The sequence below is a fragment of the Streptomyces sp. NPDC126499 genome (assembly GCF_040302485.1).
Classification (GTDB): Bacteria; Actinomycetota; Actinomycetes; order Streptomycetales; family Streptomycetaceae; genus Streptomyces.
The window spans coordinates 306,697-330,227 of record NZ_JBEOUO010000005.1; the positions used below are offsets into that span (position 1 = coordinate 306,697).

22 protein-coding genes are annotated in these 23,531 nt (G+C 74.4%); 9 read left to right on the top strand and 13 right to left on the bottom strand.

What is annotated here, in order from left to right:
• Positions 1-149 precede the first annotated feature (149 nt).
• Together ABTZ91_RS09910 and pssA are read left to right on the top strand one after the other, a co-directional pair.
• On the top strand, positions 150-806 hold the full coding sequence (locus ABTZ91_RS09910) for a phosphatidylserine decarboxylase (protein ID WP_352076627.1): 657 nt from the start codon (positions 150-152) through the stop codon (positions 804-806).
• Entirely contained in the window at positions 799-1,677 is an 879-nt protein-coding gene (pssA, locus tag ABTZ91_RS09915; protein ID WP_352076706.1) for a CDP-diacylglycerol--serine O-phosphatidyltransferase, read from the top strand. Before ABTZ91_RS09910 ends, pssA begins: the two co-directional genes overlap by 8 nt.
• Before the next feature lie 99 nt (positions 1,678-1,776).
• Here the strand turns inward: pssA and ABTZ91_RS09920 are convergent, their stop codons facing one another.
• The 6 genes from ABTZ91_RS09920 to ABTZ91_RS09945 all read right to left on the bottom strand — a co-directional run bounded on the left by ABTZ91_RS09920 (position 1,777) and on the right by ABTZ91_RS09945 (position 7,890).
• Complete coding sequence (locus ABTZ91_RS09920) at positions 1,777-2,772, bottom strand: GNAT family N-acetyltransferase (protein WP_352076628.1); 996 nt, start codon at positions 2,770-2,772, stop codon at positions 1,777-1,779.
• Between the two features lie 66 nt (positions 2,773-2,838).
• Positions 2,839-4,104, bottom strand: a complete 1,266-nt coding sequence (locus ABTZ91_RS09925; protein ID WP_352076629.1) for an ABC transporter substrate-binding protein — start codon at positions 4,102-4,104, stop codon at positions 2,839-2,841.
• The gene (locus ABTZ91_RS09930) at positions 4,101-5,189 is read right to left on the bottom strand and encodes a branched-chain amino acid ABC transporter permease (RefSeq protein WP_352076630.1); all 1,089 of its coding nucleotides are present in this window, start codon (positions 5,187-5,189) and stop codon (positions 4,101-4,103) included. Before ABTZ91_RS09930 ends, ABTZ91_RS09925 begins: the two co-directional genes overlap by 4 nt.
• A complete protein-coding gene (locus ABTZ91_RS09935) occupies positions 5,182-6,072 on the bottom strand; it encodes a branched-chain amino acid ABC transporter permease (RefSeq protein WP_352076631.1) in 891 nt (296 codons plus the stop codon). Before ABTZ91_RS09935 ends, ABTZ91_RS09930 begins: the two co-directional genes overlap by 8 nt.
• Positions 6,069-6,977, bottom strand: a complete 909-nt coding sequence (locus ABTZ91_RS09940; protein ID WP_352076632.1) for an ABC transporter ATP-binding protein — start codon at positions 6,975-6,977, stop codon at positions 6,069-6,071. The genes ABTZ91_RS09935 and ABTZ91_RS09940 overlap by 4 nt, the downstream gene beginning before the upstream one ends.
• An 82-nt stretch (positions 6,978-7,059) precedes the next feature.
• Positions 7,060-7,890 carry an ABC transporter ATP-binding protein gene (locus ABTZ91_RS09945; protein ID WP_352076633.1) on the bottom strand — a complete coding sequence of 277 codons (831 nt, stop codon included), beginning with the start codon at positions 7,888-7,890 and terminating at the stop codon, positions 7,060-7,062.
• A 175-nt stretch (positions 7,891-8,065) separates the two neighbouring features.
• On the opposite strand from ABTZ91_RS09945, the gene ABTZ91_RS09950 reads away from it, so the two are divergent.
• Positions 8,066-9,268: a helix-turn-helix domain-containing protein gene (locus ABTZ91_RS09950; RefSeq protein WP_352076634.1), complete on the top strand. Its 1,203-nt coding sequence runs from the start codon at positions 8,066-8,068 to the stop codon at positions 9,266-9,268.
• Between the two features lie 34 nt (positions 9,269-9,302).
• Positions 9,303-9,917: a hypothetical protein gene (locus tag ABTZ91_RS09955; RefSeq protein WP_352076635.1), complete on the top strand. Its 615-nt coding sequence runs from the start codon at positions 9,303-9,305 to the stop codon at positions 9,915-9,917.
• Between the two features lie 438 nt (positions 9,918-10,355).
• Here ABTZ91_RS09955 and ABTZ91_RS09960 read toward each other — a convergent pair whose 3' ends face one another.
• Entirely contained in the window at positions 10,356-11,507 is a 1,152-nt protein-coding gene (locus tag ABTZ91_RS09960) for a glycerate kinase (RefSeq protein ID WP_352076636.1), read from the bottom strand.
• Between the two features lie 112 nt (positions 11,508-11,619).
• Between ABTZ91_RS09960 and ABTZ91_RS09965 the strand changes: the two genes are divergently transcribed.
• The 3 genes from ABTZ91_RS09965 (at position 11,620) to ABTZ91_RS09975 (ending at position 15,005) form a co-directional block, all read left to right on the top strand.
• Positions 11,620-13,371: a BCCT family transporter gene (locus tag ABTZ91_RS09965; RefSeq protein ID WP_352076637.1), complete on the top strand. Its 1,752-nt coding sequence runs from the start codon at positions 11,620-11,622 to the stop codon at positions 13,369-13,371.
• A gap of 72 nt (positions 13,372-13,443) precedes the next feature.
• Positions 13,444-14,517, top strand: a complete 1,074-nt coding sequence (locus ABTZ91_RS09970) for an ADP-ribosylglycohydrolase family protein (protein WP_352076638.1) — start codon at positions 13,444-13,446, stop codon at positions 14,515-14,517.
• Positions 14,514-15,005, top strand: coding sequence for an NUDIX hydrolase (locus tag ABTZ91_RS09975; protein ID WP_352076639.1), 492 nt, complete (start codon positions 14,514-14,516; stop codon positions 15,003-15,005). The genes ABTZ91_RS09970 and ABTZ91_RS09975 overlap by 4 nt, the downstream gene beginning before the upstream one ends.
• A 73-nt stretch (positions 15,006-15,078) precedes the next feature.
• On the opposite strand, the gene ABTZ91_RS09980 is transcribed toward ABTZ91_RS09975, so the two are convergent.
• On the bottom strand, positions 15,079-15,279 hold the full coding sequence (locus ABTZ91_RS09980) for a DUF2191 domain-containing protein (RefSeq protein WP_352076640.1): 201 nt from the start codon (positions 15,277-15,279) through the stop codon (positions 15,079-15,081).
• Between the two features lie 64 nt (positions 15,280-15,343).
• On the opposite strand from ABTZ91_RS09980, the gene ABTZ91_RS09985 reads away from it, so the two are divergent.
• Positions 15,344-16,060, top strand: a complete 717-nt coding sequence (locus ABTZ91_RS09985; RefSeq protein ID WP_352076641.1) for a Sir2 family NAD-dependent protein deacetylase — start codon at positions 15,344-15,346, stop codon at positions 16,058-16,060.
• 10 nt (positions 16,061-16,070) lie between these two features.
• Here ABTZ91_RS09985 and ABTZ91_RS09990 read toward each other — a convergent pair whose 3' ends face one another.
• From ABTZ91_RS09990 to ABTZ91_RS10000, 3 genes are all read right to left on the bottom strand, one after another.
• Positions 16,071-16,568: a methylated-DNA--[protein]-cysteine S-methyltransferase gene (locus ABTZ91_RS09990; protein WP_352076642.1), complete on the bottom strand. Its 498-nt coding sequence runs from the start codon at positions 16,566-16,568 to the stop codon at positions 16,071-16,073.
• Between the two features lie 14 nt (positions 16,569-16,582).
• Complete coding sequence (locus ABTZ91_RS09995) at positions 16,583-18,082, bottom strand: AlkA N-terminal domain-containing protein (protein ID WP_352076643.1); 1,500 nt, start codon at positions 18,080-18,082, stop codon at positions 16,583-16,585.
• 309 nt (positions 18,083-18,391) lie between these two features.
• On the bottom strand, positions 18,392-19,561 hold the full coding sequence (locus ABTZ91_RS10000; RefSeq protein WP_352076644.1) for a helix-turn-helix transcriptional regulator: 1,170 nt from the start codon (positions 19,559-19,561) through the stop codon (positions 18,392-18,394).
• 145 nt (positions 19,562-19,706) lie between these two features.
• Between ABTZ91_RS10000 and ABTZ91_RS10005 the strand changes: the two genes are divergently transcribed.
• Positions 19,707-20,441, top strand: a complete 735-nt coding sequence (locus tag ABTZ91_RS10005; RefSeq protein WP_352076645.1) for a helix-turn-helix domain-containing protein — start codon at positions 19,707-19,709, stop codon at positions 20,439-20,441.
• 257 nt (positions 20,442-20,698) lie between these two features.
• Here ABTZ91_RS10005 and ABTZ91_RS10010 read toward each other — a convergent pair whose 3' ends face one another.
• Entirely contained in the window at positions 20,699-22,297 is a 1,599-nt protein-coding gene (locus ABTZ91_RS10010) for an MFS transporter (RefSeq protein ID WP_352076646.1), read from the bottom strand.
• Between the two features lie 28 nt (positions 22,298-22,325).
• A complete protein-coding gene (locus ABTZ91_RS10015; RefSeq protein ID WP_352076647.1) occupies positions 22,326-23,486 on the bottom strand; it encodes a type III polyketide synthase in 1,161 nt (386 codons plus the stop codon).
• Positions 23,487-23,531 lie beyond the last annotated feature (45 nt).

Genomic DNA, 23,531 nt, shown 5'->3' on the forward strand with positions numbered 1-23,531 from the left:
GTTCGGCCGCGAAGAAGATCACACCCTGTGTTCGTCTTCCGGCCGCCGACTCGGCTTCTGGCTTGCCCAGTTGCGGCCCGCAACCGATAGCATCGCCGGAAAGCCGCCGTCCCCCGCCAGTGCGGCATCATCCGCTACGAAGGTCATCCATGCCCCACAGCCAAACCTCTGCACACCGCGACAGCCTCAAGGGCGTCAGCATCGCACGCGGAGCATCGCCGTGGCTTCTGCCGACCGTCGCCACCGCGGCGCTCAGCCTCGCGCGCGCCCGGAAGTCGAAGCGCGCCGCGGCGATCGCCGTGCCGGCCACCGCTCTCGCGGCCGGCATGCTGTGGTTCTTCCGCGACCCCGAGCGCGAGATCGCTCGGGGCCGGGTCATCTCGCCCGCCGACGGTGTGGTGCAGAGCATCATGCCGTGGAAGGACGGGCGCACCCGTGTCGCCATCTTCATGAGCCCGCTGAACGTCCACGTCAACCGCGCGCCGCTGGCCGGCACGGTGACGTCCGTGGAGCACGTGCCCGGTGGGTTCGTGCCGGCGTTCAACAAGGAGAGCGAGAACAACGAGCGCGTTGTCTGGCACTTCGACACCGAGCTCGGTGACATCGAGATGGTGCAGATCGCGGGCGCCGTCGCCCGGCGGATCGTGCCGTACGTCCCGCAGGGGACGAAGGTCGAGCAGGGTGACCGGATCGGTCTGATCCGCTTCGGGTCGCGGGTCGACATCTACCTCCCGGAGGGTGTCGAGGTCGCCGTCGAGGTGGGACAGCCCACGACCGCGGGGGTGACTCGCATTGACCGTGATTGATCCCGACACACGGGCGGCCGACTGGGTCGCCGACGCGGAGGCCGAGGCGGCCGAGGATGCCGAGGAGATGCCGCTGTCGCTGAGGCTGTCCATAGCGGACGCCCTCACGCTCGGCAACGCCACCTGCGGATTCATGGCGGTGTACTTCACCACCACCGGCATCCTCATCCCGCACCTCACCGGCAGCGGTGTGGAGACCGGCATGGCGCGCCACTCGGCCGCGACCGCCGTGATCCTGATGCTGGGCGCGGCGATCTTCGACCTGTTCGACGGCATCGTGGCGCGCAAGCTCCGCAGCTCGCCGATGGGTGCCGAGCTCGACAACCTGTCGGACCTGATCAGCTTCGGTCTGGCCCCGGCGTACTTCGTGCTCGTGTACGGCATGGTCGCGGACGACGCGCACCAGAAGGTCTCGGCGGTGGCCGCGATCGTGGTGCTGCTCGCGGTGGTGCTCAGACTCGCGCGGTTCTCCTGCGTGACGATGAAGGACGGCATGTTCCAGGGCATGCCGAGCCCGTTCGGCGCGCTGACGGTCGTCTCGATCGTCCTGCTGGAGCTGCCGTTCATCCCGACCCTGCTGGCGATCATCGGCACGGCGTGGCTGATGGTGAGCCGGGTGGAGTACCCGAAGCCGCGGGGTGTCCTCGCGGTGGCGATGCTCAGCTGGATCGTGGGAGCGATGGCCATGCTGGCGGCCTGGGCGTTCGACGCCCCCGGCGGTCAGCTGCTGCTCCAGACCGGCTGCGCGCTGCAGGTGGTGCTGGGCGCCGTGATCCCCCTCTTCGCGACGGCCCGGCGCGTGAACACCTTCCGTGACAACCGGCGCGAGAGCCGGGAGGCGCGGCAGGCGCAGGCGGCGCAGCTGCCGTAGCGGCAGCGCCGGAGAGACATACGGGAAGGGCCCCGGACGCGGATCGCGTCCGGGGCCCTTGCCGTGCGCCCGCGCGCCTGGGGCGGGCCGCGCGCGTGCTCAGCGGGCGAGGCGCTTGTAGTACAGGGTGGTGGGGCGCAGGGTGCCGTCCGGGGCGGCGGCGAAGTCCGGGACCACCCCGGCGGCGGTCCAGCCGGCCGCTCGGTACAGCCGCTCGGCGGGACTGTCGGTCTCGGTGTCGAGGACGAGCAGGGTGAGGCCGTGGGCGGCCGCGTGGGCCTCCGCCGTGGCGAGGAGCCGGGCGCCGAGTCCCCGGCCGCGGGCGGAGCGGTGGACCACCAGCCGGGCGATCTCCCCTCGGTGCCGCCCGTTCGCCTTGCCGTCGCGGACCAGGGTGACGGCGCCCAGGACCTCGTCCGCGGGCCCGAGGGCCGCCCAGACCTCCCGTACGCCCCGCTCGGCGTCCTCGGCGGCCCCGTGCCACCAGGCGGCCGCCTCGGCGGGGTCCAGGGGCGCAAGGAAGCCGACGGAGGCCCCGCCGTCCACGGCGTCGCACAGGAGCGCGGCGAGGCCGTCGGCGGCCCGGGAGCGGATGTCGTCGGCGGAGAGCCGCAGGACGCGGTCGAGGGGCTTCTCCAGGCACACCAGGCCGGGCCGGTCGTCCCAGGGGCGGGCCGTCCGGAAGCCGAGCCGCCGGTACAGGGCGAGGGCGCGCTCCCGCCAGGCCCACACCGACAGGCGTACGGAGAGGGCGCCGCCGGCCTCGGCGCGGCGCAGGGCCTCGGCCGTCAGGGCCCGTCCGGCGCCCCTCCCCCGGGCGCCGGGCTCCACCCACAGCCGCTTGAGCTCGCCCCGGGCGGTGAGCACGACCAGGCCGGCCGCCGGCTCTCCCGGCGCCTCGGCCAGGAGCAGGGTGTCGTCGGCGAAGGCGGCCCCGGGATCGAGCACCTCGGCGCGGTAGACGGCCGGCAGCCCGTCGACGGTGTCGACGGGCTGTCCCTTCTCGGCCTCGGTGCCGAGGTGGTACGCGGCCAGGAGGGCCGGGACGCGGGGATCGTCGGGGGCGGCGGGGCGGACCCTGAAGAGATCGTTCATGGCCCGAGCTTCACATTCCGTTGTTTCCGGTGGGTGACGGCACGCCCCGGGGCGGTCGGTGGAGGGTCAGGGCGTGTAGGACGCCACCGCCTCGGCGGTGAACGGCTGCCGGACCGTCCGCATGCCACCGGGCACGGAGGCGTCCGGCTGGAGGATGACCGACTCGCGCGACGAGGGCGCCTTCGGGTCGCCGAAGTCGTGGGTCATGCCGAAGCCCGCGTCGTACGAGGTCATCGTCAGCAGCGCCTTGCCGATGCCCTCGCGGGTCAGGTCCTTCTCGGCGCAGGCCTTCTTCAGGGCCTCGCCGAAGACGCTCGCGGCGGTCCAGCCGGCCACGATGCCGTTGTCCAGGCTGTCGCCCGGGTAGGCGGCCTTGTAGTCGGCGACCAGCTTCTTCGCGGCCGGGGTGTCCGCCCCGATCGGGAGGCTCGGGGAGGCCACCCAGTACATCTTCTGCAGGGCCGGTCCGGCCTGGGTGCCGAGCAGCTGCGGCGAGAACGCCGAGTTGTTTCCGACGACCGGCACCTTGAGGCCCGTGGCGGCCGCGACGCCGACGAGGGAGGCGGCCTGGCGCGGGCCCGCGCTGAGGACGACGGCCTTGACCCCGGCCTGCTTCAGGGCCGCGACCTGCGCCGACATGTCGTTGTCGGTGGGCTTGATCTTCTGCTCGACGACCTTCAGGCCCGCCTTCCCGGCGGCGTGCTCGGCGCCCGCGAGCGCGTTCTCGCCGTAGTCGCCCTCGAAGTAGACGTGGCCGATCCGGTCCCCCGCCTTCAGGCCCTTCTCCTTCACCAGGAAGTCGACGGCGTTGATGGTCTCCACGTCGTACGTCGAGCCGAGGACGCGGATGGACGGTGAGCCGAGCAGCGAGGCGGACCAGGCCTGCGGCAGGACCAGGCCCTTGTCCAGGCCGTCGACGCGCCCCTTGACGGCGGCGACGAAGGGCGAGCCGATGAACTGCGGGTAGCCGACGACCTTCGGCTCCAGCTCGGTGTAGGCGGCGAGCGCCTTCTGCGGGTCGTAGCCGTGGTCGCGGACCGTCAGCTCCAGCTGCCGGCCGCAGATCCCGCCGGCCGCGTTGACCTGCTTCACGTACAGCTGCTGGGCCTGCGTGACGCTCTTGCCGAGGGTGGCGTACACGCCGGTCATGTCGGTGAGCGCGCCGAGGGTGATCGCCTTGTCGGTGACGCCCTTGCCGGCGTTCACCCCGCCCGCGCCGGTGCCCTCGCCGTCGCCGCCCTTCGCCTTGGAGCTGCAGCCGGCGGCGGTCAGCGCGACCAGGGTCGCGAGGGCGGCGGCCAGGCCCCGCACGGCCTGTCGTCTGTGGTTCATCGTTCCTCCCCAGAGGTGGACGGTGTGCGCCGGGCGGCCGGCCGGACCAGGCCACCGGGCAGGAAGAGCACCACCGCGACGACGGCGGCGCCGTAGAGGTAGCGCGCGGCCTCCCCCGGTGCGATCCCGCCCGTCCCGGGGGCGGAGACCAGGGGGAGGACGTCGCTGTACCGGTTGAGGAGCTGCGGCAGCAGGGAGACGAAGACGCCTCCGACGACCGCTCCGGCGACCGAACCGAGACCGCCGATGACGATCATGGCCAGGTATTCGAGGGAGAGCATCATGCCGAAGTACTCCGGCACGGTGCGCTGGAAGACCAGGGCGAGCACCACGCCCGCCAGGCCCGCGTACATGGACGACAGGACGAACACGGCGGCCCGGTAGCGGGCCACCGGGATGCCCATCACCCCGGCCGCGATCCGGTGGTCCCGGATGGCGTTCATGGCCCGTCCCGGCCGGCCGCGCAGCACGCCCCGGGCGAACAGGGCGCCCGCGAGGAGCAGCACCAGGCCGAGGTACCAGAGCTTCTCGGCCGAGCCGAACGGCACCGCCGCGACCAGCAGCTCGCTGTCGTCGAAGGTGAGGCCGAACAGGCTCAGCGGCGGCACGGCCCGGCCGTTGTAGCCGCCGGTCAGGTCGTGCGCGTTGAACAGCACGTGCTGGCCGATGAAGATCAGCGCGAGGGTGGCGATACCGAGGTACGCGCCGCGCAGCCGGCCCGCGATCGGCGAGAACACCCCGCCCGCGAGGCCCGCGAGGGCGACGGCGAGCACGGCGGCGAGCCAGCCGGGCAGCCCGAGGCCGGTCAGCCCGTCGGAGCCGTCGCCCGCGAAGGCGCAGTAGCCGTACGCGCCGACGGCGAGGAAGAAGGCGTGGCCCATGGAGAGCTGCCCGGTGGCGCCGGTGAGCAGGTTGATCCCGATGGCGCCGATGGCGGCGGCCATGGCGAAGAGCCCGGCCTGCAGCCAGAAGCGGTCCAGATAGAAGGGGAGGGCGAGCAGCACGAGACCTGCGGCGGCCCAGGCCCAGGGCCGGGGCCGGGCGAGGACGGCGGTACGGCGGGCGGTGGGCGTCGTCTCAGACACGGGCCAGCTCCTTGGTGCCGAAGAGCCCGGCCGGGCGGACGAGCAGCACCGCGACCATGACGAGGTACGGGGCGAGGTCGCCGATCCCGCGGCCCAGGAAGGTCAGGTCGCCCTGGTAGCCGGTGGCCAGGGACTCGGTGACGCCGACGAGCAGGCCGCCGACGAGGGCGCCGGTGGTGGAGTCCAGGCCGCCGAGGATGGCCGCGGGGAAGGCCTTGAGCGCGGCCAGCGAGGTGGAGCGCTCCAGACCGGGGGTCGGGAAGACGGTGAGGAACAGGGCGGCGACGGCGGCGAGCGCGCCCGCGACCGCCCAGGCGCCGAGGGAGACCCGGCCGAGGCGGATGCCCATCAGGGCGGCCGTCTCCCGGTTCTCGGCGGCGGCCCGCATGGCCACGCCCCAGGACGTGTAGCGGAAGGCCAGCAGGAAGGCGGTGATGAGCAGTCCGGCGGCGAGGAACGCGGCGATCCGGGTCTGCGCGATCGTCACCGGCCCGATCGTGACGACGGTGTCGCCCCACGGGTCGCCCAGGGCGAGCACGTCGGTGCCGATCCGGCGGGTGAGCTCGGTGGTCAGCAGGATGTCGACGCCGATGGTGACGATGGCGAGGACGCTGTGGTCGGAGCCCCGGTAGCGGCGCATCACCAGGAACTCGACGGCCGCGCCGACCAGGGCCGCGCCGGCGACGCCGACGGCGAGCGCGGGCCAGAAGCCGAGGTCCTCGTGGAGGACGGCGGTGAGGTAGCCGCCGGCGAGCAGCAGCGAGGCGTGGGCGAAGTTGACGACTTCCGTGGCGCGGAAGATGACGACGAACCCGAGGGCGATGAGGGCGTAGATCGAGCCCAGTGAGACGCCGTTGACGAGGAGTTCGGCGAAGGTGCTCACTCGGCGTCCTCCTCTCCGAGATAGGCGCGGACGACGGCCGGGTCGTTCTGGACGTCGGCGGGGGTGCCGTCGGCGATGCGGCGGCCGAAGTCGAGGACGGTGACGGCGTCGGCGAGCCGCATCACCACCCCCATGTCGTGTTCGACCAGGACGATGGAGATGCCGAGGCTGTCGCGGACACCCGCGATGACGGCGGCGGTGCGGCGGCGTTCGTCGGCGGTCATCCCGGCGACGGGCTCGTCGAGGAGGAGCAGCCTGGGCTCCATGCACAGGGCGCGGGCGAGTTCGGCGAGCTTCTGCCTGCCGTACGGGAGGGAGCCGGCGGGTCGCGCCAGGTCCTCCTCCAGGCCGACGAAGGCGGCGATCTCCCGCACCCTGGCCCGGTGCCGGGCCTCCTCGCGGGCGGCGGAGGGCAGCCGGAGCCCGGCGGCGAGGAAGCCGGTCCGGGTGAGCCGGTGCCGGCCGAGCATCAGACTGTCCTCGACGGTGGCGCGGGGCGGCAGGGCGAGGTTCTGAAAGATCCGGGCGATGCCGAGGTCGGCGATCCGGTGCGGGGGCAGCCCGGTCAGTTCGTGGTCGCCGAAGCGGACGGAGCCGGAGGTGGCCCGGTAGACGCCGGAGAGCACGTTGAAGCAGGTGGACTTGCCGGCGCCGTTGGGCCCGATGACGGCGTGCACGGTGCCGGGTCGGACGGTGAAGGAGACGCCGTCGAGGGCGGTGAGCCCGGCGAAGCGGACGGTGACGTCGCGGACGTGGAGGGCGGGGACGTCGGTGGGGGCGGTGGCTTTGGCGGAGCCGGCGGTCCCGGTGGGGGCGGGGGCCTTGCCGGGGGTGGCACCGGCGGCGGCCCCGGCGGGAGCGGGCTCCGGGTCCCGGCCCGGGGGCGGGAGCGGGGTGCGGCTCATCGGGACTCCTCCCAGCGGGCGAGCGCCGGACGGCGGGCCGGACCGGTCGTGCCGCCGTCCGGACGCGGGAGCGGGGTACGGCTCATCGGGACTCCTCCCAGCGGGCGAGCACCGGACGGCGGGCCGGACCCGCCGCGGTGCCGTCCGGGCCCCCGGCGGGCTCGTCCTCGTCGGCGACGCCGAGGTAGCGGCGGCGGATCTCGTCGGAGGCGGCGAGTTCGGCGGCCGGGCCGGAGAGGGTGACCCGGCCGACCTCCAGGACGTACGCGCGGGAGGCGAGCCGCAGCGCGAGGGCCGCGTTCTGCTCGACGAGCAGCACCGCCGTGCCCTGCGCGTTGATCTCCCGGATGGTGTCGGCGATCCGGGCGGCCATCAGCGGCGCGAGACCGAGGGAGGGCTCGTCCAGCAGGAGCAGCCGCGGGGACGCCATCAGGGCCCGGCCGACGGCCAGCATCTGCTGTTCCCCGCCGGACAGCAGGCCCGCCTGCTGGCGGGCGCGCTCGGCGAGGACGGGGAACAGCTCGTGGACCCGCTTCAGGGCCGCCGCCTTCGCGGCCCGGTCGCCGCGGGCGCCGAGGGCACCGGCGCGCAGGTTGTCCTCCACCGTCATCCGGGCGAAGACCTGGCGGCCCTCCGGGACCTGGGACACCCCGGCGGCCACCACCCGGTCCGTCGCGAGCCCGTCGAGCGGCCGGCCGCCGAAGCGGACGGTGCCGCCCGTGACCGCGCCGCCGTGGAACGGCAGTGTGCGGGAGATCGCCCGCAACAGGGTGGACTTGCCGGCGCCGTTGCCGCCGAGGACGGTGACGACCGCGCCCTCGGGCACCTCGACCGACACCTCGCGCAAGGCGCGTACCGGCCCGTATCCCGCCGTCAGGTCCGTGACCTCCAGGGCGAGTGCGGTACCTCCCATGGTTCCCCTTCCGTGGTGCGTGGCGCTCACCCCAGCACCGGGCCGGGCCGCCCGTCCACGTTCGGCGGCCGAAACGCTGCCGTTGACCAGCGGGCCCGACGGCGGGTTGTGCACGCGCACAACGGTGCGTGTCAGGGGCCTGTGGGAAGCGGCGGAGGGATGGCATCCTCCGGACATGGGACGGCGCAGACCGCGGACCGGCGATGACTGGAAGCTGCTGGCACAGGCGTGCACGGCGCTCCTCGAACGGCTGCCGGAGCTGGTGGACGAGCATCTGAGGGAGCTGCACGAGTACGAGCCGGCGTACGGCCGGATCGTGCCGTACGACCAGCACTGGCAGGAGGCGCACGAGGCGATGCGGATCGGGATCGAGATGATCTCGGCGCCGCGCGACTCGCCCCGGCGGGACCTGGAGCACGCGGACGAGATGGGCCGGCGGCGGGCCGAGCAGGGCATGCCGCTGGAGCTCGTCGTGCACGCGTACCGGCACGCCGGGCACCTGGTGTGGGACGCGCTGATCGAGGGCGCGGCGGCGCGGCCCGGGGAGCTGAAGGCGCTGATGCAGGCGGCCACGATGGTGTGGCAGGCGGTGGACACGCAGGCGGACACGGCCTCGGAGGCGTACCGGGCGACGGAGCTGGAGCTGCGGCGGCGGACCGACGAGCAACTGGCGGCGCTCCTCGACGAGCTGCTCGGCGACCGCCCGCAGACCGCGGAGGTGGTGGCGCGGGCCGCGGCGGGCCTGGACCTGCCGGAGCACGGCCGGTACGCGGTGGTCGTGCTGCGGCAGGACCGGCGCGAGGTGCCGGAGCCGTTCCACCGGCGGGTGCGGGGGGCGGGGGTGCGGTTCCTGTGGCGGATGCGGGCGCACTGCGAGATCGGGGTCGTCGCGCTGGCCGACGGCACCGACCTGGACGCGCTGTCCGATCTGCTGCAGGGCCGCTGCCCCGGTCCGGGCGGGATCAGCCCGGTGGTGACGGGACTCGCGGAGCTGGGGCGGGCGCGGCGGCTGGCGGAACTGGCCCTGCGCACCTGCCCGCCGGACTCGCACGAGATCGTCCGTCTGGACCGGCGGATGCCGGGCGCGCTGGTGGTGAGCCAGCCGGAGATGGCGGGCCTGCTCGTCCACGACGTCCTCGGCGGCCTGCTCGAACTGGATCCGGCGGACCGGGCGGTGCTCCTGGAGACGCTGGACGTGTGGCTGGACTGCGAGGGCTCGGCGGGCCGGGCGGCGGGGCGTCTCTACTGCCACCGCAACACGGTCTTCAACCGCCTGCGCCGCCTGGAGCAGCTGACGTCGAGGTCGCTGTCCCGGCCCCGGGACCTCACGGAGATGACGCTGGCCCTGGACGCCTTCCGCCTGACGTCGGCGGGGTGAGCGCCGGGGTGGCCGCGGCTGGGAGGATGCCCGGGTGACGACGATGACGAACACCCGTACGGGCCGGGGCGGTCGCCTCCTCGGCGGGCTGCTCCTGGTGGCGGGCCTGCTGGCGGTGGCGGCCCACCCGCTCGGTTCCCGGGCGGCCGACTCGACCCGGCTCCTGGTTCTGGTCTCCGCGTTCGAGTACCGCTGGCCGTGGGCCCTCACGGCCTCGCTGCTGCTGGGCGCCGGCGCCTGGCTGGCGACCCGCCGGAACGCGATACGGGTGCCGGCGGCCGTCCTGTGCGGGGTGGCGGCGGCCGGGGTCCTGGCCTTCCGCCTGCTGCTGTTCCCGATCCTCGGCGGCGACTGGGAGGAGACCGACCGGCGGGCCGCCCCGCACCACGCGCAACGCCATCTCGTGGTGGAGCGCGGCTCCGCGATGATCGACCCCCTGTGGCGCGTCTCGGTCGTCGACGGCCCGCCCCTCACCGCCCACCACTGGCCCGCCGGCTCCTTCAACGGCGACGACCCCGCCGACGAGCTCCTCGACGTCACCTGGTCGGACCCGGACACGCTGAGCTTCACCACCGGCGACGGCACGGTGACGACCGTCCGCCTCGACCGCGACACGGGCAGGCCGGAGCGGGAGGTCTCACGGCCGTAGCGCGACGCGGGCAGCGCGGCAGACACCCGGGCCTGCGCGGAGGGCCCCCCAGGCTGGGCCCTGACCGGAGAGGGAGACCCCCGCCGTGACGTGCACGGCCCCGGCTGGGCCCCGGGCGGAGCGGAAGGTCTCCTGGCCGTAACAGGCACGGTCCCGGCTGGAGCGGGAGGCCTCCCGGCCGTAACGCCGCGCGGGCAACACGGCGCACACCCCGCCTGCACGGGCCGCGCCCGGGACCGGAGCCAGGGCCGCTGCGAGGCCCCGGCCGGCCGGGGCTCCGGACCGTCGGGGACGCGACGAAGCCCGGAACTGTCGATGACCCGCACGAGGGTCAGGGCCATGGCCGGCCCGCCACGAGGGTCAGGGCCATGGCCGGCCCGCGACGAGGCCCGGAGCCGGCCAAGGCCCGGCCCGGCCAAGGCCCAGGCCCGCGCCCCGTCAGCTCAGGAAGTCGCGGGCGATGTTCGCCGAGACCTGTTCCAGGAGGGGGCCGGCGTTCGGGATGGACTTGGCGGGGTCCGGCTCCAGGTCGCTCAGCGGGTAGGCGCGGCGGATGCCGGCGGCGCCGAGGGTTTCCGGGGGGAGGGCGAGGCGGCCGCAGACGGCGACGACCTCCTTGCCGGCCGCGCGGGCGGCCGCGGCGACACCCGCCGGGGCCTTGCCGTGGAGGGTCTGCTCGTCGAGGGAGCCCTCGCCGGTGATGACCAGGGTGGCGCGCTCCAGGGCCGGAGCGAAGCCGAGGACCTCCAGCATCAGCTCGATGCCGGGGCGGAAGCTCGCGCCGATCAGCAGGGCGCCGTAGCCGATGCCGCCGGCGCCGCCCGCGCCCGGGGAGGCGGCGAGCTCGGCGGCCTTGGGGCCGATCGACTCCTCCAGGATCCGGGCGTAGTGCCCGAGGGCCGCGTCCAGGATCTCCACGTCCTCGGGCGAGGCGCCCTTCTGCGGGCCGTACACCGCCGCACAGCCCTTCGGGCCGGTGAGCGGGTTGTCCACGTCGCTGGCGAGGACGAGGTCGACGTCGGCGAAGCGCGGGTCGACGCCCGACAGATCGGCGGAGGCCAGCTCCGCGAGAGCCGCGCCGCCGGGGCCGACGGGCTCGCCCGCGGCGTCGAGGAAACGGGCGCCGAGCGCGGCGAGCATGCCGGCGCCGCCGTCGGTGGTGGCGCTGCCGCCGACGCCGAAGACGATCGTGGTGGCCCCGGCGTCGAGGGCCGCGCGCAGCAGCTCGCCGGAGCCGTAGGTGGTCGCGGTGAGCGGGGCGAACTCCCCGGGCGGCAGGAGCTGGAGGCCGGACGCCTCCGCCATCTCCACGACCGCCGTGGTCCCGCGCAGCGCGAACGCCGCCGTGACGGGCTCGCCGACCGGCCCCGTGACGGTGACCTCACGCCGTTCGAAGCCTGCCGCGACGGCCGCCGCGACGGTGCCGTCGCCGCCGTCCGCGACGGGCAGCGTCTCCACCTCGAGCTCCGGGACGACCCGTCGCAGTCCTGCTGTGACCCGCTCCGCGACCTGTACGGCCGTGAGCGAACCCTTGAACTTGTCGGCCGCGACGAGCACGCGTGCGACCTCAGTTACTGCTCCGTCCGTCACCTTGCATCCCTTGCTTTCGAACAGGCAGTCGCGCCGAGGCCGACCCTATCCGTACCGCAAGACGGCGTGCCACCCCCGGATAACGCGATATTCCGCACCATAGTGGGGCGGCATGAGCACGGAACCGATCGATCACCTCCCCGGACCGGGCGCCCGACCGGCCGAAAGCCGTCCCGACACGAAGGTCATCGGCATCGGGATGGTGGCCGTCGTCGCGGTGGTGGGATGGGCGGCGCTCGGCAGGGACTCCTTCGACGACGCCTCCTCCACCGCACTGGACTGGGTCCTGTCCGATTTCGCCTGGCTGTTCGTGACGGCCGCCGACGTCTTCCTGGTGCTGTGCGTGGTGATCGCGCTCAGCCGCTTCGGGCGGATCCGGCTCGGCGCGGACGACTCGGAGCCGGAGTTCACCAACCTGGCGTGGATCGCGATGATGTTCAGCGCCGGGATGGGCATCGGTCTGATGTTCTACGGGGTCGGGGAGCCGCTCCAGCACTATCTCGACCCGCCGCCGGCGAGCGGCGTGCCGCCCCGGTCCGGCGCCGCGGCCCGTACCGCCATGGAGTACTCCTTCTTCCACTGGACGCTCACCCCGTGGGCGATCTACGGCATCGCCGGTCTCGCCCTCGCCTACGCGGGCTTCCGCAAGGGGCGCGGCAACACGCTGAGCGCCGCCTTCGTGCCGCTGATGGGCGAGCGCAGGGCGCGGTCCTGGCCGGGCAGGGCGATCGACCTGCTGGCGGTGTTCGCGACCGTCTTCGGCACCGCGACCAGCCTGGGCCTGGGCGCGCTCCAGGTGGCGGAGGGCCTGAACCTCACCATGGGCGTGGACCCGACTACCACCACCGAACTGATCATCATCGTGTCGCTGTCGGCGGCCTTCGTCCTCTCCGCCTTCTCCGGGCTGCACAAGGGCGTGAAGTGGCTGTCGACGCTGAACATCGTGCTCGCCGCCGCTCTCATGCTCTTCGTGTTCCTGCTCGGTCCGACCGTGTACGTCCTCGACACCATCCCGGCCTCGGTCGGCGGCTATCTCCACCAGCTGCTGCCGATGGCGAGCCGCACGGGCGCGTTCTCGGACCGGGCCTGGCTCGGCACCTGGACGATCTTCTACTGGGCGTGGTGGCTGTCCTGGGCTCCGTTCGTCGGCACGTTCATCGCCCGGATCTCGCGCGGCCGGACCGTACGCGAGTTCCTCATCGGGGTGCTGCTCGTGCCCTCCGGCGCCACGGTCGTCTGGTTCTGCGTGATGGGCGGGACCGCCATCCGGCTGGACTCGACCGGCGCCGCCGACCTGGCGGGCGCGGTGAAGGACGGGGCGGAGGCCTCGCTCTTCGCGATGCTGGAGGCGCTGCCGATCGGGACGGTCACCTCGTACGTGGCGATGCTCCTGGTCATGACGTACTTCGTGACCAGCGCCGACTCGGCCTCGCTGGTGATGGGCTCGCTGACCAGCCGGGGCGCGCTGCACCCGCCGACCTGGCTGGTGGTCGCCTGGGGCGTCCTGATGGCCGCCGTCGCCGCCGTGCTGCTGCTCGCGGGCGGCCTGAACTCGCTCCAGACGGCGACGATCCTGGTCGCACTGCCCTTCGTCCTCGTGATGCTGGGGCTGTGCTGGGCGCTGGTGAAGGAGCTCCGCGAGGACCCGGGCGCGGGCCCGGCCCGGCACCACGCGCTGCACGGCGTACGGGACGCGGTGCGGGCGATGGTGGGCGACGCGATCACCGAGCAGGGCGCCTCGCGCCACCACCGGCTGCGCCGGGCGGCGCGATCCCGTCTCGGAGGAGACAGCGGAGGGGAGACCGGAGGTGCGGGCGGCGGCGCGGAGGCCGGGGACGGGAGCCGGGACGGCGAGGACCGCTGACGGGGCCGGTCACGCGCTGCCGGGCGGGTGCGTCGCCGCGCGCCCGCGCCCCGCATTCGGTACACCGGAGGCATGGGCCTGCTCAAGCACAGCGAACTCGCCGACCGGATCCTCGGCGGCTGGACGGGGCGGATCGCCGGGAACATGCTCGGCAAGCCGGTCGAGAGCGGCGACCACTGGACGTCCGAGCGGATCGACGCCTATCTGCGGCTGACCGACGCCCTGCCGCTCACCGACTACCTTCCTCCGCCGCCGGCCGCCGGAGCCGACGGCTTCGAGCTGCGGCCGGAGTGGCCGCAGTGCGTGCGCGGCCGGATCAACGGCAGCTGCCGGGACGACGACATCGACTACACGATCCTGGGGCTGCACCTGCTGGAGACCCGCGGCTTCGCCTTCACCACCGAGCAGGTGGGCGAGCACTGGCTGCTGCGGCTGCCCTACCTGCAGACCTTCACGGCGGAGCGGGTGGCCTACCGCAATCTGGCCAACGGCCTCAAGCCGCCGCTGACCGCCACGTACGACAATCCGTACCAGGAGTGGATCGGCGCGCTGATCAGGGCGGACGTCTACGGCTGGACCTCGCCGGGCGACCCGCGCCGGGCGGCCTCGCTCGCCCGCCGGGACGCGGCGCTGTCGCACACGGGCAACGGGGTGTACGGGGCGATGTGGGCGGCGGCGCTGATCGCCGCCGCGTTCACCGCCCCCGACGTGCGCTCCGCGCTGCGGGCCGCCCTGGAGCGGATCCCGGCGAGCAGCCGGCTGGCCCGGACCGTACGGCACACGATGGCGCTGCACGAGGCGGGCGTCGAGTGGTCGGACGCGCTCGCCGAACTGGCGAAGGAGAACGGCTCCCTCGGCTGGATCCACACGGTGCCGAACGCGGCGGTACTGACCGCCGGACTCCTGTACGGGGACGGCGACTTCACCCGCACGGTGACGCTGACCGTGCGCGGCGGCCTGGACACCGACTCCAACGGGGCGACGGCCGGTTCGGTCGCCGGGGTGCTGTGCGGGGCCGGGGCGATCCCGCCGCAGTGGTCCAAGCCGCTGCGGGACCGGGTGCGCAGCACGGTCGCGGGCTTCGACCACGCGCGGATCAGCGACCTGGCCGAGCGGACGGTCCGGCTGGCTACGCTGACGGGATGACGACCTCTGACTTCGCGACCTACCTGGCGGGCCTGCCCCGGGTCCTGGCCGGTGCGGCCGCCCTCTTCCGGGACGCGGCCGGCCGGGTGCTCATCGTCGAGCCGAACTACCGGGAGGGCTGGGCGCTGCCGGGCGGCACGATCGAGTCCGACGAGGGCGAGACGCCCCGCCAGGGCGCCCGCCGCGAGACGGCCGAGGAGATCGGCCTGGACGTCGAGCTGGGCCCGCTGCTCGCGGTGGACTGGTCGCACGGCCCGGACCGCCCGCCGCTGGTGGCGTACCTGTACGACGGCGGGGTCCTGTCGGACGAGCAGCTGGCGTCGATCCGGCTCCAGGAGGAGGAGCTGATCTCCTGGAAGCTGGTGCACCCCGACGAGGTCCTCGCCCACCTGCCCGGCTCCCTCGGCCCCCGTGTGCTGGCCGCCCTCGACGTCCTGGAGCACGGCCGCGGCCCGGTGGAGCTGGAGAACGGCCGCGCCGCACGGTGAACCGGCGGCGGTGCGGGCTCGTCACCGCGCCGTGGGCGCGCCGGGGGCGGCTGCTGCGGGGTGCGCCGGGCGTTCAGCCCTGCTGCGGCTCCTGCGGGACGAGACCTCCGCGTACCGGCTCGTCGCGGGAGGCGGTGCGGGCCTCGGTGCGGTGGCCGCGGGCGATGTAGTCGCGGACGACCGCCTCGACGGCGTCCTGGGGGTTGCCGATGCCGGCGAGCACCATGACCTCGACGACGAGTTCGGCGTCGAGGGAGACGTTGACCTTGGCCATGCGGGCAACCTAGCAGCCGGTAATCGGCTCGCGGGAGGGCTCGGGGGCCACCTACGCTCGCCGTATGACCATGGTCGCGATCTTCACCGGTGCCGGCATCTCCACGGACTCGGGCATCCCCGACTACCGGGGCCCGAACGGGCTGTGGCGTCGTGACCCCGAGGCCGAGCGACTCGTCACCTACGGGCCGTACATGGCCGACCCCGAGGTCCGCCGCCGCTCGTGGCGGATGCGGCTCGACGGCGACGCCCTGAACGCCGGGCCGAACGCGGCGCACCACGCCGTCGCCGCGTACGAGAAGACCGGCAACGCGCTGCGGGTGATCACCCAGAACGTGGACGGACTGCACCAGGCCGCCGGCGTGCCGGAGCGCAAGGTGCTCGAACTGCACGGCTCGGCGCGGTCGGTGGTGTGCACGGCCTGCCACGCCCGGTCGGCGATGGCCGAGGCCCTGGAGCGGGTACGGGCCGGCGAGGACGATCCGGCCTGCCGGGCCTGTGGCGGGATCCTGAAGCCGGCGACCGTCATGTTCGGGCAGCGGCTCGACCCGGTGGTACTCGGCCAGGCCATGTCGATCGCGAAGGCAGCGGAGGTCTTCGTCGCCGTCGGCTCCAGCCTCCAGGTGCAGCCGGCCGCCTCGCTCACGGGCATCGCCGCCGAACACGGCGCCCGTCTCGTCATCGTGAACGCCGAGCCCACCCCGTACGACCCGCTCGCGGACGAGGTCGTACGCGAGCCGATCGGGACGGCGCTGCCCGCGCTCCTGGAGAAGCTGCGCTAGCACTCGCCTCCTAGAACAGGGCGTCGGGGGCCGCCCCCGACTCGAAGGCGAGCAGGCGCTTCTTGCGGTCGAGGCCGCCGCCGTAGCCCGTGAGGCTTCCGCTCGTCCCGATCACCCGGTGGCAGGGGACGACGATGCTGACCGGGTTCCTGCCGTTGGCGAGGCCGACCGCGCGCGAGGCGCCGGGGCTGCCGAGGGCCTCGGCGAGTTCGCCGTAGGTCCGGGTCTCCCCGTACGGGATGAGCCGCAGCAGCTCCCACACGCGCAGCTGGAAGGGCGTGCCGATGAGCTTCAACGGCAGGTCGAAGACGGTGAGTTCGCCCGCGAAGTAGGCGTCGAGCTGGCGCACGGCCTCCGTGAAGGGGCGCGGGTCCCGCTCGCCGAAGGTCTCCTCGGGCGGGCGGTGGCGCTGGTCGGTCATGTGGATGCGACTGAGGACGCCGTCGACGGCGACGAGGGTCAGCGCGTCGTAGGGGCTGTCCACGATCGTGTGCTGGACGGTGGGCACGGGGTTCGACTTCCTTACGCGGGGAGGTGGTTGATCGGGTGGGCGTCGGTGGCCCAGAGGTACTGGACCGCGTACGCCCGCCAGGGCCGCCAGTGCGCGGCGCGGGCGGTGAGCGCGCCGGGGGTGGCGGGCAGGCCGAGGCCCTGGGCGGCGCGGCGGACGCCGAGGTCGCCGGGGAGGAAGGCGTCGGGGTCGCCGAGCGCCCGCATGGCGATGACCTCGGTGGTCCACGGTCCGAACCCGGGCAGGGCGAGGAGCCGTTCGCGGGCCTCGGTCCAGTCGCTCTCCGGGCCGAGGGCCAGGCTGCCGTCGGCGAGCGCGCCGACCAGGGTGAGCAGGGTCGTACGGCGGCTGCGCGGCAGGGCCAGGGCGTCCGGGTCCAGGCCGGCGAGCGCGGCGGGGCTCGGGAAGAGGTGGGTGAGGCCGCCCTCGGGGTCCTCGACCGGGACGCCGTGCGCGCTGACCAGGCGGGCCGCGTGGGTGCGGGCGGCGGCCGTGGACACCTGCTGGCCGAGCACGGCCCGTACGGCGAACTCGGCGGCGTCGACGGTGCGCGGCACCCGCCGCCCGGGCGCCGCGTCGACCAGCGGCGCGAGCAGTGGGTCGGTGCGCAGCTGTTCGTCCACGGCGACGGGGTCGGCGTCCAGGTCGAGGAGCCGGCGGCAGCGGCTGATGGCGTGGGTGAGGTCGCGCGGGTCGGTGAGGGAGAGGCGGCACAGGACGTGGTCGGGGCGGGGCGCGAGGGCGACGATGCCGTGCCCGTAGGGGAGGCTCAGGGTCCGCCGGTAGGCGCCGTCGCGCCACTCCTCCACGCCGGGGACGGCGGTGGCGGCGAGGTGGCCGAAGAGGTTGGAGGGGTTGAGGGGGGCGCGGACCGGCAGCCGGAGGGTGATCACGCCGGGCGGTGCGGGTGACACCCGGGTGGCATCGCCGATTCCGGTGGCGCGACGCCCGGCAGCGCGGGTGCGGAGTTCGCCGGGGGTGAGGGCGAAGACCTCGCGGACGGTGTCGTTGAAGGTGCGGATGGAGGCGAAGCCGGCCGCGAAGGCGATCTCGGCCATCGGCATGGGAGTGGTCTCGATGAGCAGCCGGGCGGTCTGGGCCCGCTGGGCGCGGGCCAGGGCGAGCGGCCCGGCGCCGAGTTCGGCGAGGAGCTGGCGCTCGATCTGGCGGGCGGAGTAGCCGAGCCGGGCGGCGAGACCGGGGACGCCCTCCCGGTCGACGACGCCGTCCTGGATCAGCCGCATGGCGCGGGCGACGGTGTCGGCCCGCACGTTCCAGTGCGGCGATCCGGGGCTGGTGTCGGGCCGGCAGCGCTTGCAGGCGCGGAAGCCGGCCCGCTGGCAGGAGGCGGCGGTGGGGTGGAACTCCATGTTCTCGGGCTTGGGCGGTACGACCGGGCAGCTCGGCCGGCAGTAGATCCGGGTGGTGCGGACGGCGGTGAAGAAGACGCCGTCGAACCGGGCGTCCTTCGAACGGACGGCCCGCACGCAGCGCTCGGTGTCGGTGTGCATGTCTCAAGGATGGGGGGTGGGAGGGGGGCGGGCTGGCGAGAAAACGACATGGACCTTGCCCCGTGGCCGGTGCTGCCGGGCGCGGGCGCGGCCCCGGCTTCTCGGCGCCGCGACCCTGTCCAGGCGGGGCAGCACGCTTCCACAGGGCCCCCCGCCCTGCCCTGGCGGGGGCGGCACGCCTCCCCACGGTCCATCGCCCCTTCATGCCGGACGCGGCGCCGGCTTCTCGGCGCCGCCACCCCGACCCGCCGGGGTGGCGCGACCGCCCACCGGCGCCACCCCCGCCCGACCCCTCCGCCTACCTCGCGTTCATCCCCCGCCACCTTGTCCTGTCGCCCCGCCCGTCCCGGCCGCCGTTCCCGCGAGCGGCATGTCCGGCAGGTAGTGCGAGAAGAAGATCCGGGCCACCAGCTCACGGCGTGACCGGACCCCGGTCTTCGCGAACACCGACTTGAGGTGGTCCTGCACGGTGAACGGCGAGAGCGCGAGCCGCGCCGCGATCTCGGTCGTGGGCGCGCCGCTCACGACCTGGGCGAGGACCTGGCACTCGCGGGGGCTGAGCGCGTACGCCTCCATGAGCGCGGCGACCCGGTCGGGTGGGGACGCCGGCCCCAGGGACAGGGCGATCCGGGCGCCGTCGCCCGTCTCGAGGCGCCAGCCCTCGATGGCGGCCCAGCCGCCGGAGCGGGTCGGGACGCACACGCGGCTGCCGCCCGTCGGGCTGCTCAGGGCCGCGGCGGCGGCACCGTACGCGGCGGCCGGCAGGCCCGTGCCGCGCGCGGGGGTCTCGGCCAGTTCGGCGTACCAGGCGGCGGCGGTCGTGGACGCCGTGACGATCTCGTACTCCGAGGTGAGCACCACCAGGGCGCGGGCGTCGAGGCCGGGGGCGGCGGGCCGCTCGGTCAGCGAATCCCGCAGGGCGCGCCCCAGCGGGCCGGAGAGCCGGGCGGCGGCGGCCGTCTCGGCGGCGGAGAACGGCGGCCGGTCCTCGGACCGTACGAGCACCAGGGCGCCCCACACCCGGCCGGCGTCGCGCAGCAGCACCCGCATCTCGTCGGCGAGGCCGAGGGGGCGGTAGATGTCCCGGTAGCGGGCGCTGCGGTCGAGGCGGCCGTCGAGGGCCGTGGTCAGCGTGCCGACGGGGCAGGGCTGCCGGGCCAGGGCCGGCATCAGCAGGGCGTCTCCCTCGCGGTACTCGATGTCGAGGAGCCGCGGCATCCACTCGGCACCGAGGCCGTGGCGGTAGCAGCCGCCGACGTTGAGGAGGGTCACCGGGTCGAGCAGCACGCCGGCCCAGAGCTCGTACGGGACGACGTCGGCCAGGGCCGCGGCGGCGGCCTCCAGGACGGCGACGGGACCGCCCCCGGTCGCCCGCGCTCCCGCGAGGGCGCGTCCGAGGGCGCGTGTCCCGACACGCCCGTGGCCGTGCCCCCGGCCACGGGCGTGGTCTCTTCGCCGGTCCGCGACAAGTCGGTCCATGGAGCCTCCCGGTGTCCCCCGCCCCGTCCCGTCCGAGGTGGTCGTCCCAGCGTCCTCCGGTCCGCTGAACGTCTGATAAACGACTGGCCCTTCCCCAGATTCCTGGGATACCGCGACGGGCGGCGCCGTCCGCAGACTGCGCCGCATGGCGACGACGAGAACGAAGACGAGACGGGCGGGAACGGAGACTGCGGCGCCGGGCAGAGGCGTCCTCGAAGGGGCGTTCGCGCTGCTCGACGCGCTGCGGCGGCGAGGCGGGGAGGCGGGTCTGACGGAGCTCGCGGCGGCGTGCGGGGTTCCCAAGGGGACGGCACACCGCCTGCTCGACCAGCTGGGGCCGGTGGGCGCGGTCGAGCGGCGCGGGCGCAGGTATGTGCTGGGGCCTCAGCTGTTCCGGCTCGGCGAGTCCTGGCAGCCGTATCCGGGGCTGAGGGACGCGGCCCGGCTTCCGCTGCACCGGCTGCGGGCCGCGACGGGGGCCGCTGTGGTCCTCGCGGTGCCGCACGGCGGCCGCGCGCTCGCCGTCGCGTGCGTCCCCGGGCGGCCGGAGGGAGCCGTGACGGTCCGCGAGGGGACGGCCTTCCCCGTCGGCACGGCGGTGGGCCGAGCCCTGGAGGGCCGTGAACGCGGTCCGTTCGTGGACCGGGACACCCGGATCCCCGACCTCGTGGGAGCGGCGGTGGTGGTCGGGGTCGACTGCGTCGCCCTGCCGGTACGGGGGCCCGGGGGTCGCGTGATCGCCTCGCTCGCCGCACTGACTCCGGCGGGCGGAAACCTCGCCCCGGTCGTGACCGCGACGGCCTCGGCCGCCTCGGCGGTCGCAGCGGGGCTCGCGGCGGCCGGCCCCGCGCGGGGGACGACGGTCGTGGCGGCGGGGTGATCCGCGGGGCGTCGGCCGAAGCTCTGGCGAGGCGACCCATCGGAACCAAACGCGTGGGCGTCGCGCCACGCGCGGCGGCCCATCGGGTGTGGCGCCGCGACAGCGACAGTTCGCCCAGACGCACGCAGCAGACGACGGCGACGAGCACCAGAAGCTCGAGCGGAACCGTCACCGGCCCGGGGATGCATGTCTGTCTGCCTCCGACTCGCATGCTCGGAAGTCCCGCATCGGAAGTCGGGCACCGCAGTCCCGCATCCTCAGTCCCGCATCATCGCGCCGACACCCTTCCGCCCTGCCGACCGGGCGCCCTGGCCCGTACGATCCCCACCGGGTTTCCGCCGCCTCCCGCTCCCCGCCAGCGCGCAGACCGCGGCGGCGGTGACGACGGCGACCGCGAGGACCGACGCGGACATACCGCTCATGAACGCGTTCCGTACGTCTTCGGCGAGCGCCGCACCCCGGGGGCCGAGGCGGTCGGCGACGTACAGCCCGCCGACCGGGGAACGGCGCACGGCGTCGGTCGCGGCTTCCGGGAGCCCCCCGGGGTCCAGGGTGAGCGAGGAGCGGTAGCGGTTGCCGAAGACGGAGCCCATGAGGGCGACGCCGAGGGCCGCCCCGATCTCGCGGGTGGCGTCGTTGGCGGCGGACGCCACCCCCTGCTGGTCGGCGGGCAGCGAAGCGGTGATGGCGGTGGTGCCGACGGGCCCGGTGAGACCGAGGCCGAGACCGGCGAGCAGGAGGGCGGCGAGGAAGGGGAAGTAACCGGAGGCGGCCGTGAGAAGGGACAGCGCGACCAGGCTGGCACCCAGCAGCACCAGACCGCAGGCCAGCACCGCACGCGTGCCGTACCGCTGCGCCAGGGCGGGCGCGACGAGCGAGACGGGCACGACGACGAGCGCTACGGGAACCAGGGCGACGGCCGACGTCAGCGGCCCGTACTCCAGGATCAGCCGCAGGTACTGCAGCCCGACGAAGTAGAAACCGAACAGCACCATGAACTGCACGGTGAGCGCGATGCTGCCGGCGGAGAAGTCCGGCACGCGGAACAGACGCGGATCCAGCAGAGGGTTCTCGGCACGCCTGCCGAGGACGGCGTAGGCGACGCCGGTGACCACCGCGACGGTCAGGGCGGCCACGACGTCAGGGGTGCTCCAGCCCTCTTCGTTGCCCGCGATGAGGGCGTACGCCAGGGCTCCGGGGGCAACAGCGGTGCAGACGGCGCCCGCGGTGTCGAAGCGGCCGGGTGAGGGGTCCTTCGTCTCGGGGGCCCACAGGACGCTCGCCAGAGCCATGACGGCAGCCGCGCAGCCGCCGGCAAGGAAAATGGACCTCCAGGAGAACCACTCCAGCAGGGCTCCGGAGGCGAGCATGCCGAGGATGGAGCCGACACCCGCGCAGGCGGACCAGATCGCCACCGCTCTGCCGCGCCGGTCCTGCGGGAAGACCGCCGTGACGGTCGAGAGGGTCCCCGGCATGATCATCGCCGCGCCCAGTCCCATCACCGAGCGCCACACGATCAGGGCGGTCGTGCCGGACGACGCCACTGCGGCGAACGCGGCGCCGCCGAAGACGACCGTCCCGGCGACCAGCACGGCGCGGCGCCCCACACGGTCGCCCAGGGCGCCCAGGGGAAGCACCAGACCGGCCAGGGCCACCGTGTAGCTGTCGACGATCCAGGTGAGCGCGGTGAAGGAGGCCGACAGGTCGAGGGCGATGTCGGGCAGCGCCAGGTTCAGGGCCGGCATGAAGGCCACGACGAGCATCAGGGCCAGGCACATGCAGGTCAGCACGCGTCGGCGTGCGGCCGGGTCGAGCACGACGGTGGCGGCGGCCCGAACGTGGGGTGGGGACGTCATGGGCGGGCAGCCTCCTCGTCTGTCGTGTTCACCACCGGGTGAGGACCAGTTCGATGGAGAACCCGGGGCCCATGGCGGCGATGACACCGGGGGCGCCCGCGGGCGGAGGCGTCCGCATGTACGTCTCCAGGACGTGCAGGACGGAGGCGGAGGAGAGGTTGCCCTTGTCGGCCAGCGACCGCCGCGTCGGTGCGAGCGCGTGCGGCGGAAGGTCGAGAACCCGCTCGACGGCGGTGAGCACCTTCGGCCCGCCGCCGTGGACGATCCAGGCCGCGACCTGCTCGGGGGCGAGGGCGTGCGTACCCAGAAGCCGGCGGACGGCTGCGGGCAGGTGCTCCGCGGTGAGGGCCGGTACCTCGGGGGACAGCAGGATCCGCAGACCGTGCGAACCGATCTCCCAACCCAGCACGTCCTCCGAATCGGGCACCAGATGACTGTGGCTGTCCACGAGCTCGGGGGTACCCTGACCACCGCCACCGCTGCCGCTGTCGCCTCCGCTCTCGCGGTGCCGCCGCGCACCGGTGGCCACGACGGCCGCCGCGCCGTCCCCGAAGAGACTGCCGGCGACGATGTTCGCCATCGAGGTGTCCTGCGTCTGGTACGCGAGGGAGCACAGTTCGACGGACAGCAGGACGGCGATGTGGCCGGGGTGCGCCAGGAGGTAGTCGCGCAGCCGGCCGAGTCCGGCGGCGCCGCCCGCGCATCCGTTGCCGAACAGCGGAATGCGCCGTACGTCGGGGCGCAGACCGATCCGGTGCGCGAGCCGCGCCTCGAGGGACGGCACGGTCAGTCCGGTGACGGTCGTACTGATCACGGCGTCCACGTCCCCGGGCCGTACGCCCGCCGTCTCCAGCGCTTCGGTGACGACCCGCTCGCCGAGTTCCAGAGCGGTGTCGAGCCACACGCGATTGGCGTCCGTGAAGTCGGTCAGGTCGCGCAGCTCCGCCAGTGGTCGGGCGAAGTGGCGGGTGTTCACGCCGGCGTTGGACTGGATCTTACGGAGCATCAGCCGGCCGGTCGCCGACCGCCCCAGCGTCGTACTGGCCAGCGCCTCCATGACCTCTTCCTGGGGGAAGCGGTGCGGCGGCACGGCGGTGCGGATCGCCGTCACGCGAGGCCCCGGAGTGCTCGGGCCCCAGCCCTCGCGGCGCGTGGGCGTCGGCATGGTCGTCGTCCGGCTCGTCGGCATGGGGATGTGGCCTTTCCTCGGGGTTCTGCGTCGTCCGGGCGGCGT

Coding starts and splice junctions, on each gene's coding strand:
- ABTZ91_RS09910 (WP_352076627.1), top strand. CDS start 150: ATGCCCCACAGCCAAACCTCTGCACACCGCGACAGCCTCAAGGGCGTC.
- ABTZ91_RS09920 (WP_352076628.1), bottom strand. CDS start 2,772: ATGAACGATCTCTTCAGGGTCCGCCCCGCCGCCCCCGACGATCCCCGC.
- ABTZ91_RS09925 (WP_352076629.1), bottom strand. CDS start 4,104: ATGAACCACAGACGACAGGCCGTGCGGGGCCTGGCCGCCGCCCTCGCG.
- ABTZ91_RS09940 (WP_352076632.1), bottom strand. CDS start 6,977: ATGAGCCGCACCCCGCTCCCGCCCCCGGGCCGGGACCCGGAGCCCGCT.
- ABTZ91_RS09945 (WP_352076633.1), bottom strand. CDS start 7,890: ATGGGAGGTACCGCACTCGCCCTGGAGGTCACGGACCTGACGGCGGGA.
- ABTZ91_RS09950 (WP_352076634.1), top strand. CDS start 8,066: ATGGGACGGCGCAGACCGCGGACCGGCGATGACTGGAAGCTGCTGGCA.
- ABTZ91_RS09965 (WP_352076637.1), top strand. CDS start 11,620: ATGAGCACGGAACCGATCGATCACCTCCCCGGACCGGGCGCCCGACCG.
- ABTZ91_RS09970 (WP_352076638.1), top strand. CDS start 13,444: ATGGGCCTGCTCAAGCACAGCGAACTCGCCGACCGGATCCTCGGCGGC.
- ABTZ91_RS09975 (WP_352076639.1), top strand. CDS start 14,514: ATGACGACCTCTGACTTCGCGACCTACCTGGCGGGCCTGCCCCGGGTC.
- ABTZ91_RS09980 (WP_352076640.1), bottom strand. CDS start 15,279: ATGGCCAAGGTCAACGTCTCCCTCGACGCCGAACTCGTCGTCGAGGTC.
- ABTZ91_RS09985 (WP_352076641.1), top strand. CDS start 15,344: ATGACCATGGTCGCGATCTTCACCGGTGCCGGCATCTCCACGGACTCG.
- ABTZ91_RS09995 (WP_352076643.1), bottom strand. CDS start 18,082: ATGCACACCGACACCGAGCGCTGCGTGCGGGCCGTCCGTTCGAAGGAC.
- ABTZ91_RS10000 (WP_352076644.1), bottom strand. CDS start 19,561: ATGGACCGACTTGTCGCGGACCGGCGAAGAGACCACGCCCGTGGCCGG.
- ABTZ91_RS10005 (WP_352076645.1), top strand. CDS start 19,707: ATGGCGACGACGAGAACGAAGACGAGACGGGCGGGAACGGAGACTGCG.
- ABTZ91_RS10010 (WP_352076646.1), bottom strand. CDS start 22,297: ATGACGTCCCCACCCCACGTTCGGGCCGCCGCCACCGTCGTGCTCGAC.
- ABTZ91_RS10015 (WP_352076647.1), bottom strand. CDS start 23,486: ATGCCGACGAGCCGGACGACGACCATGCCGACGCCCACGCGCCGCGAG.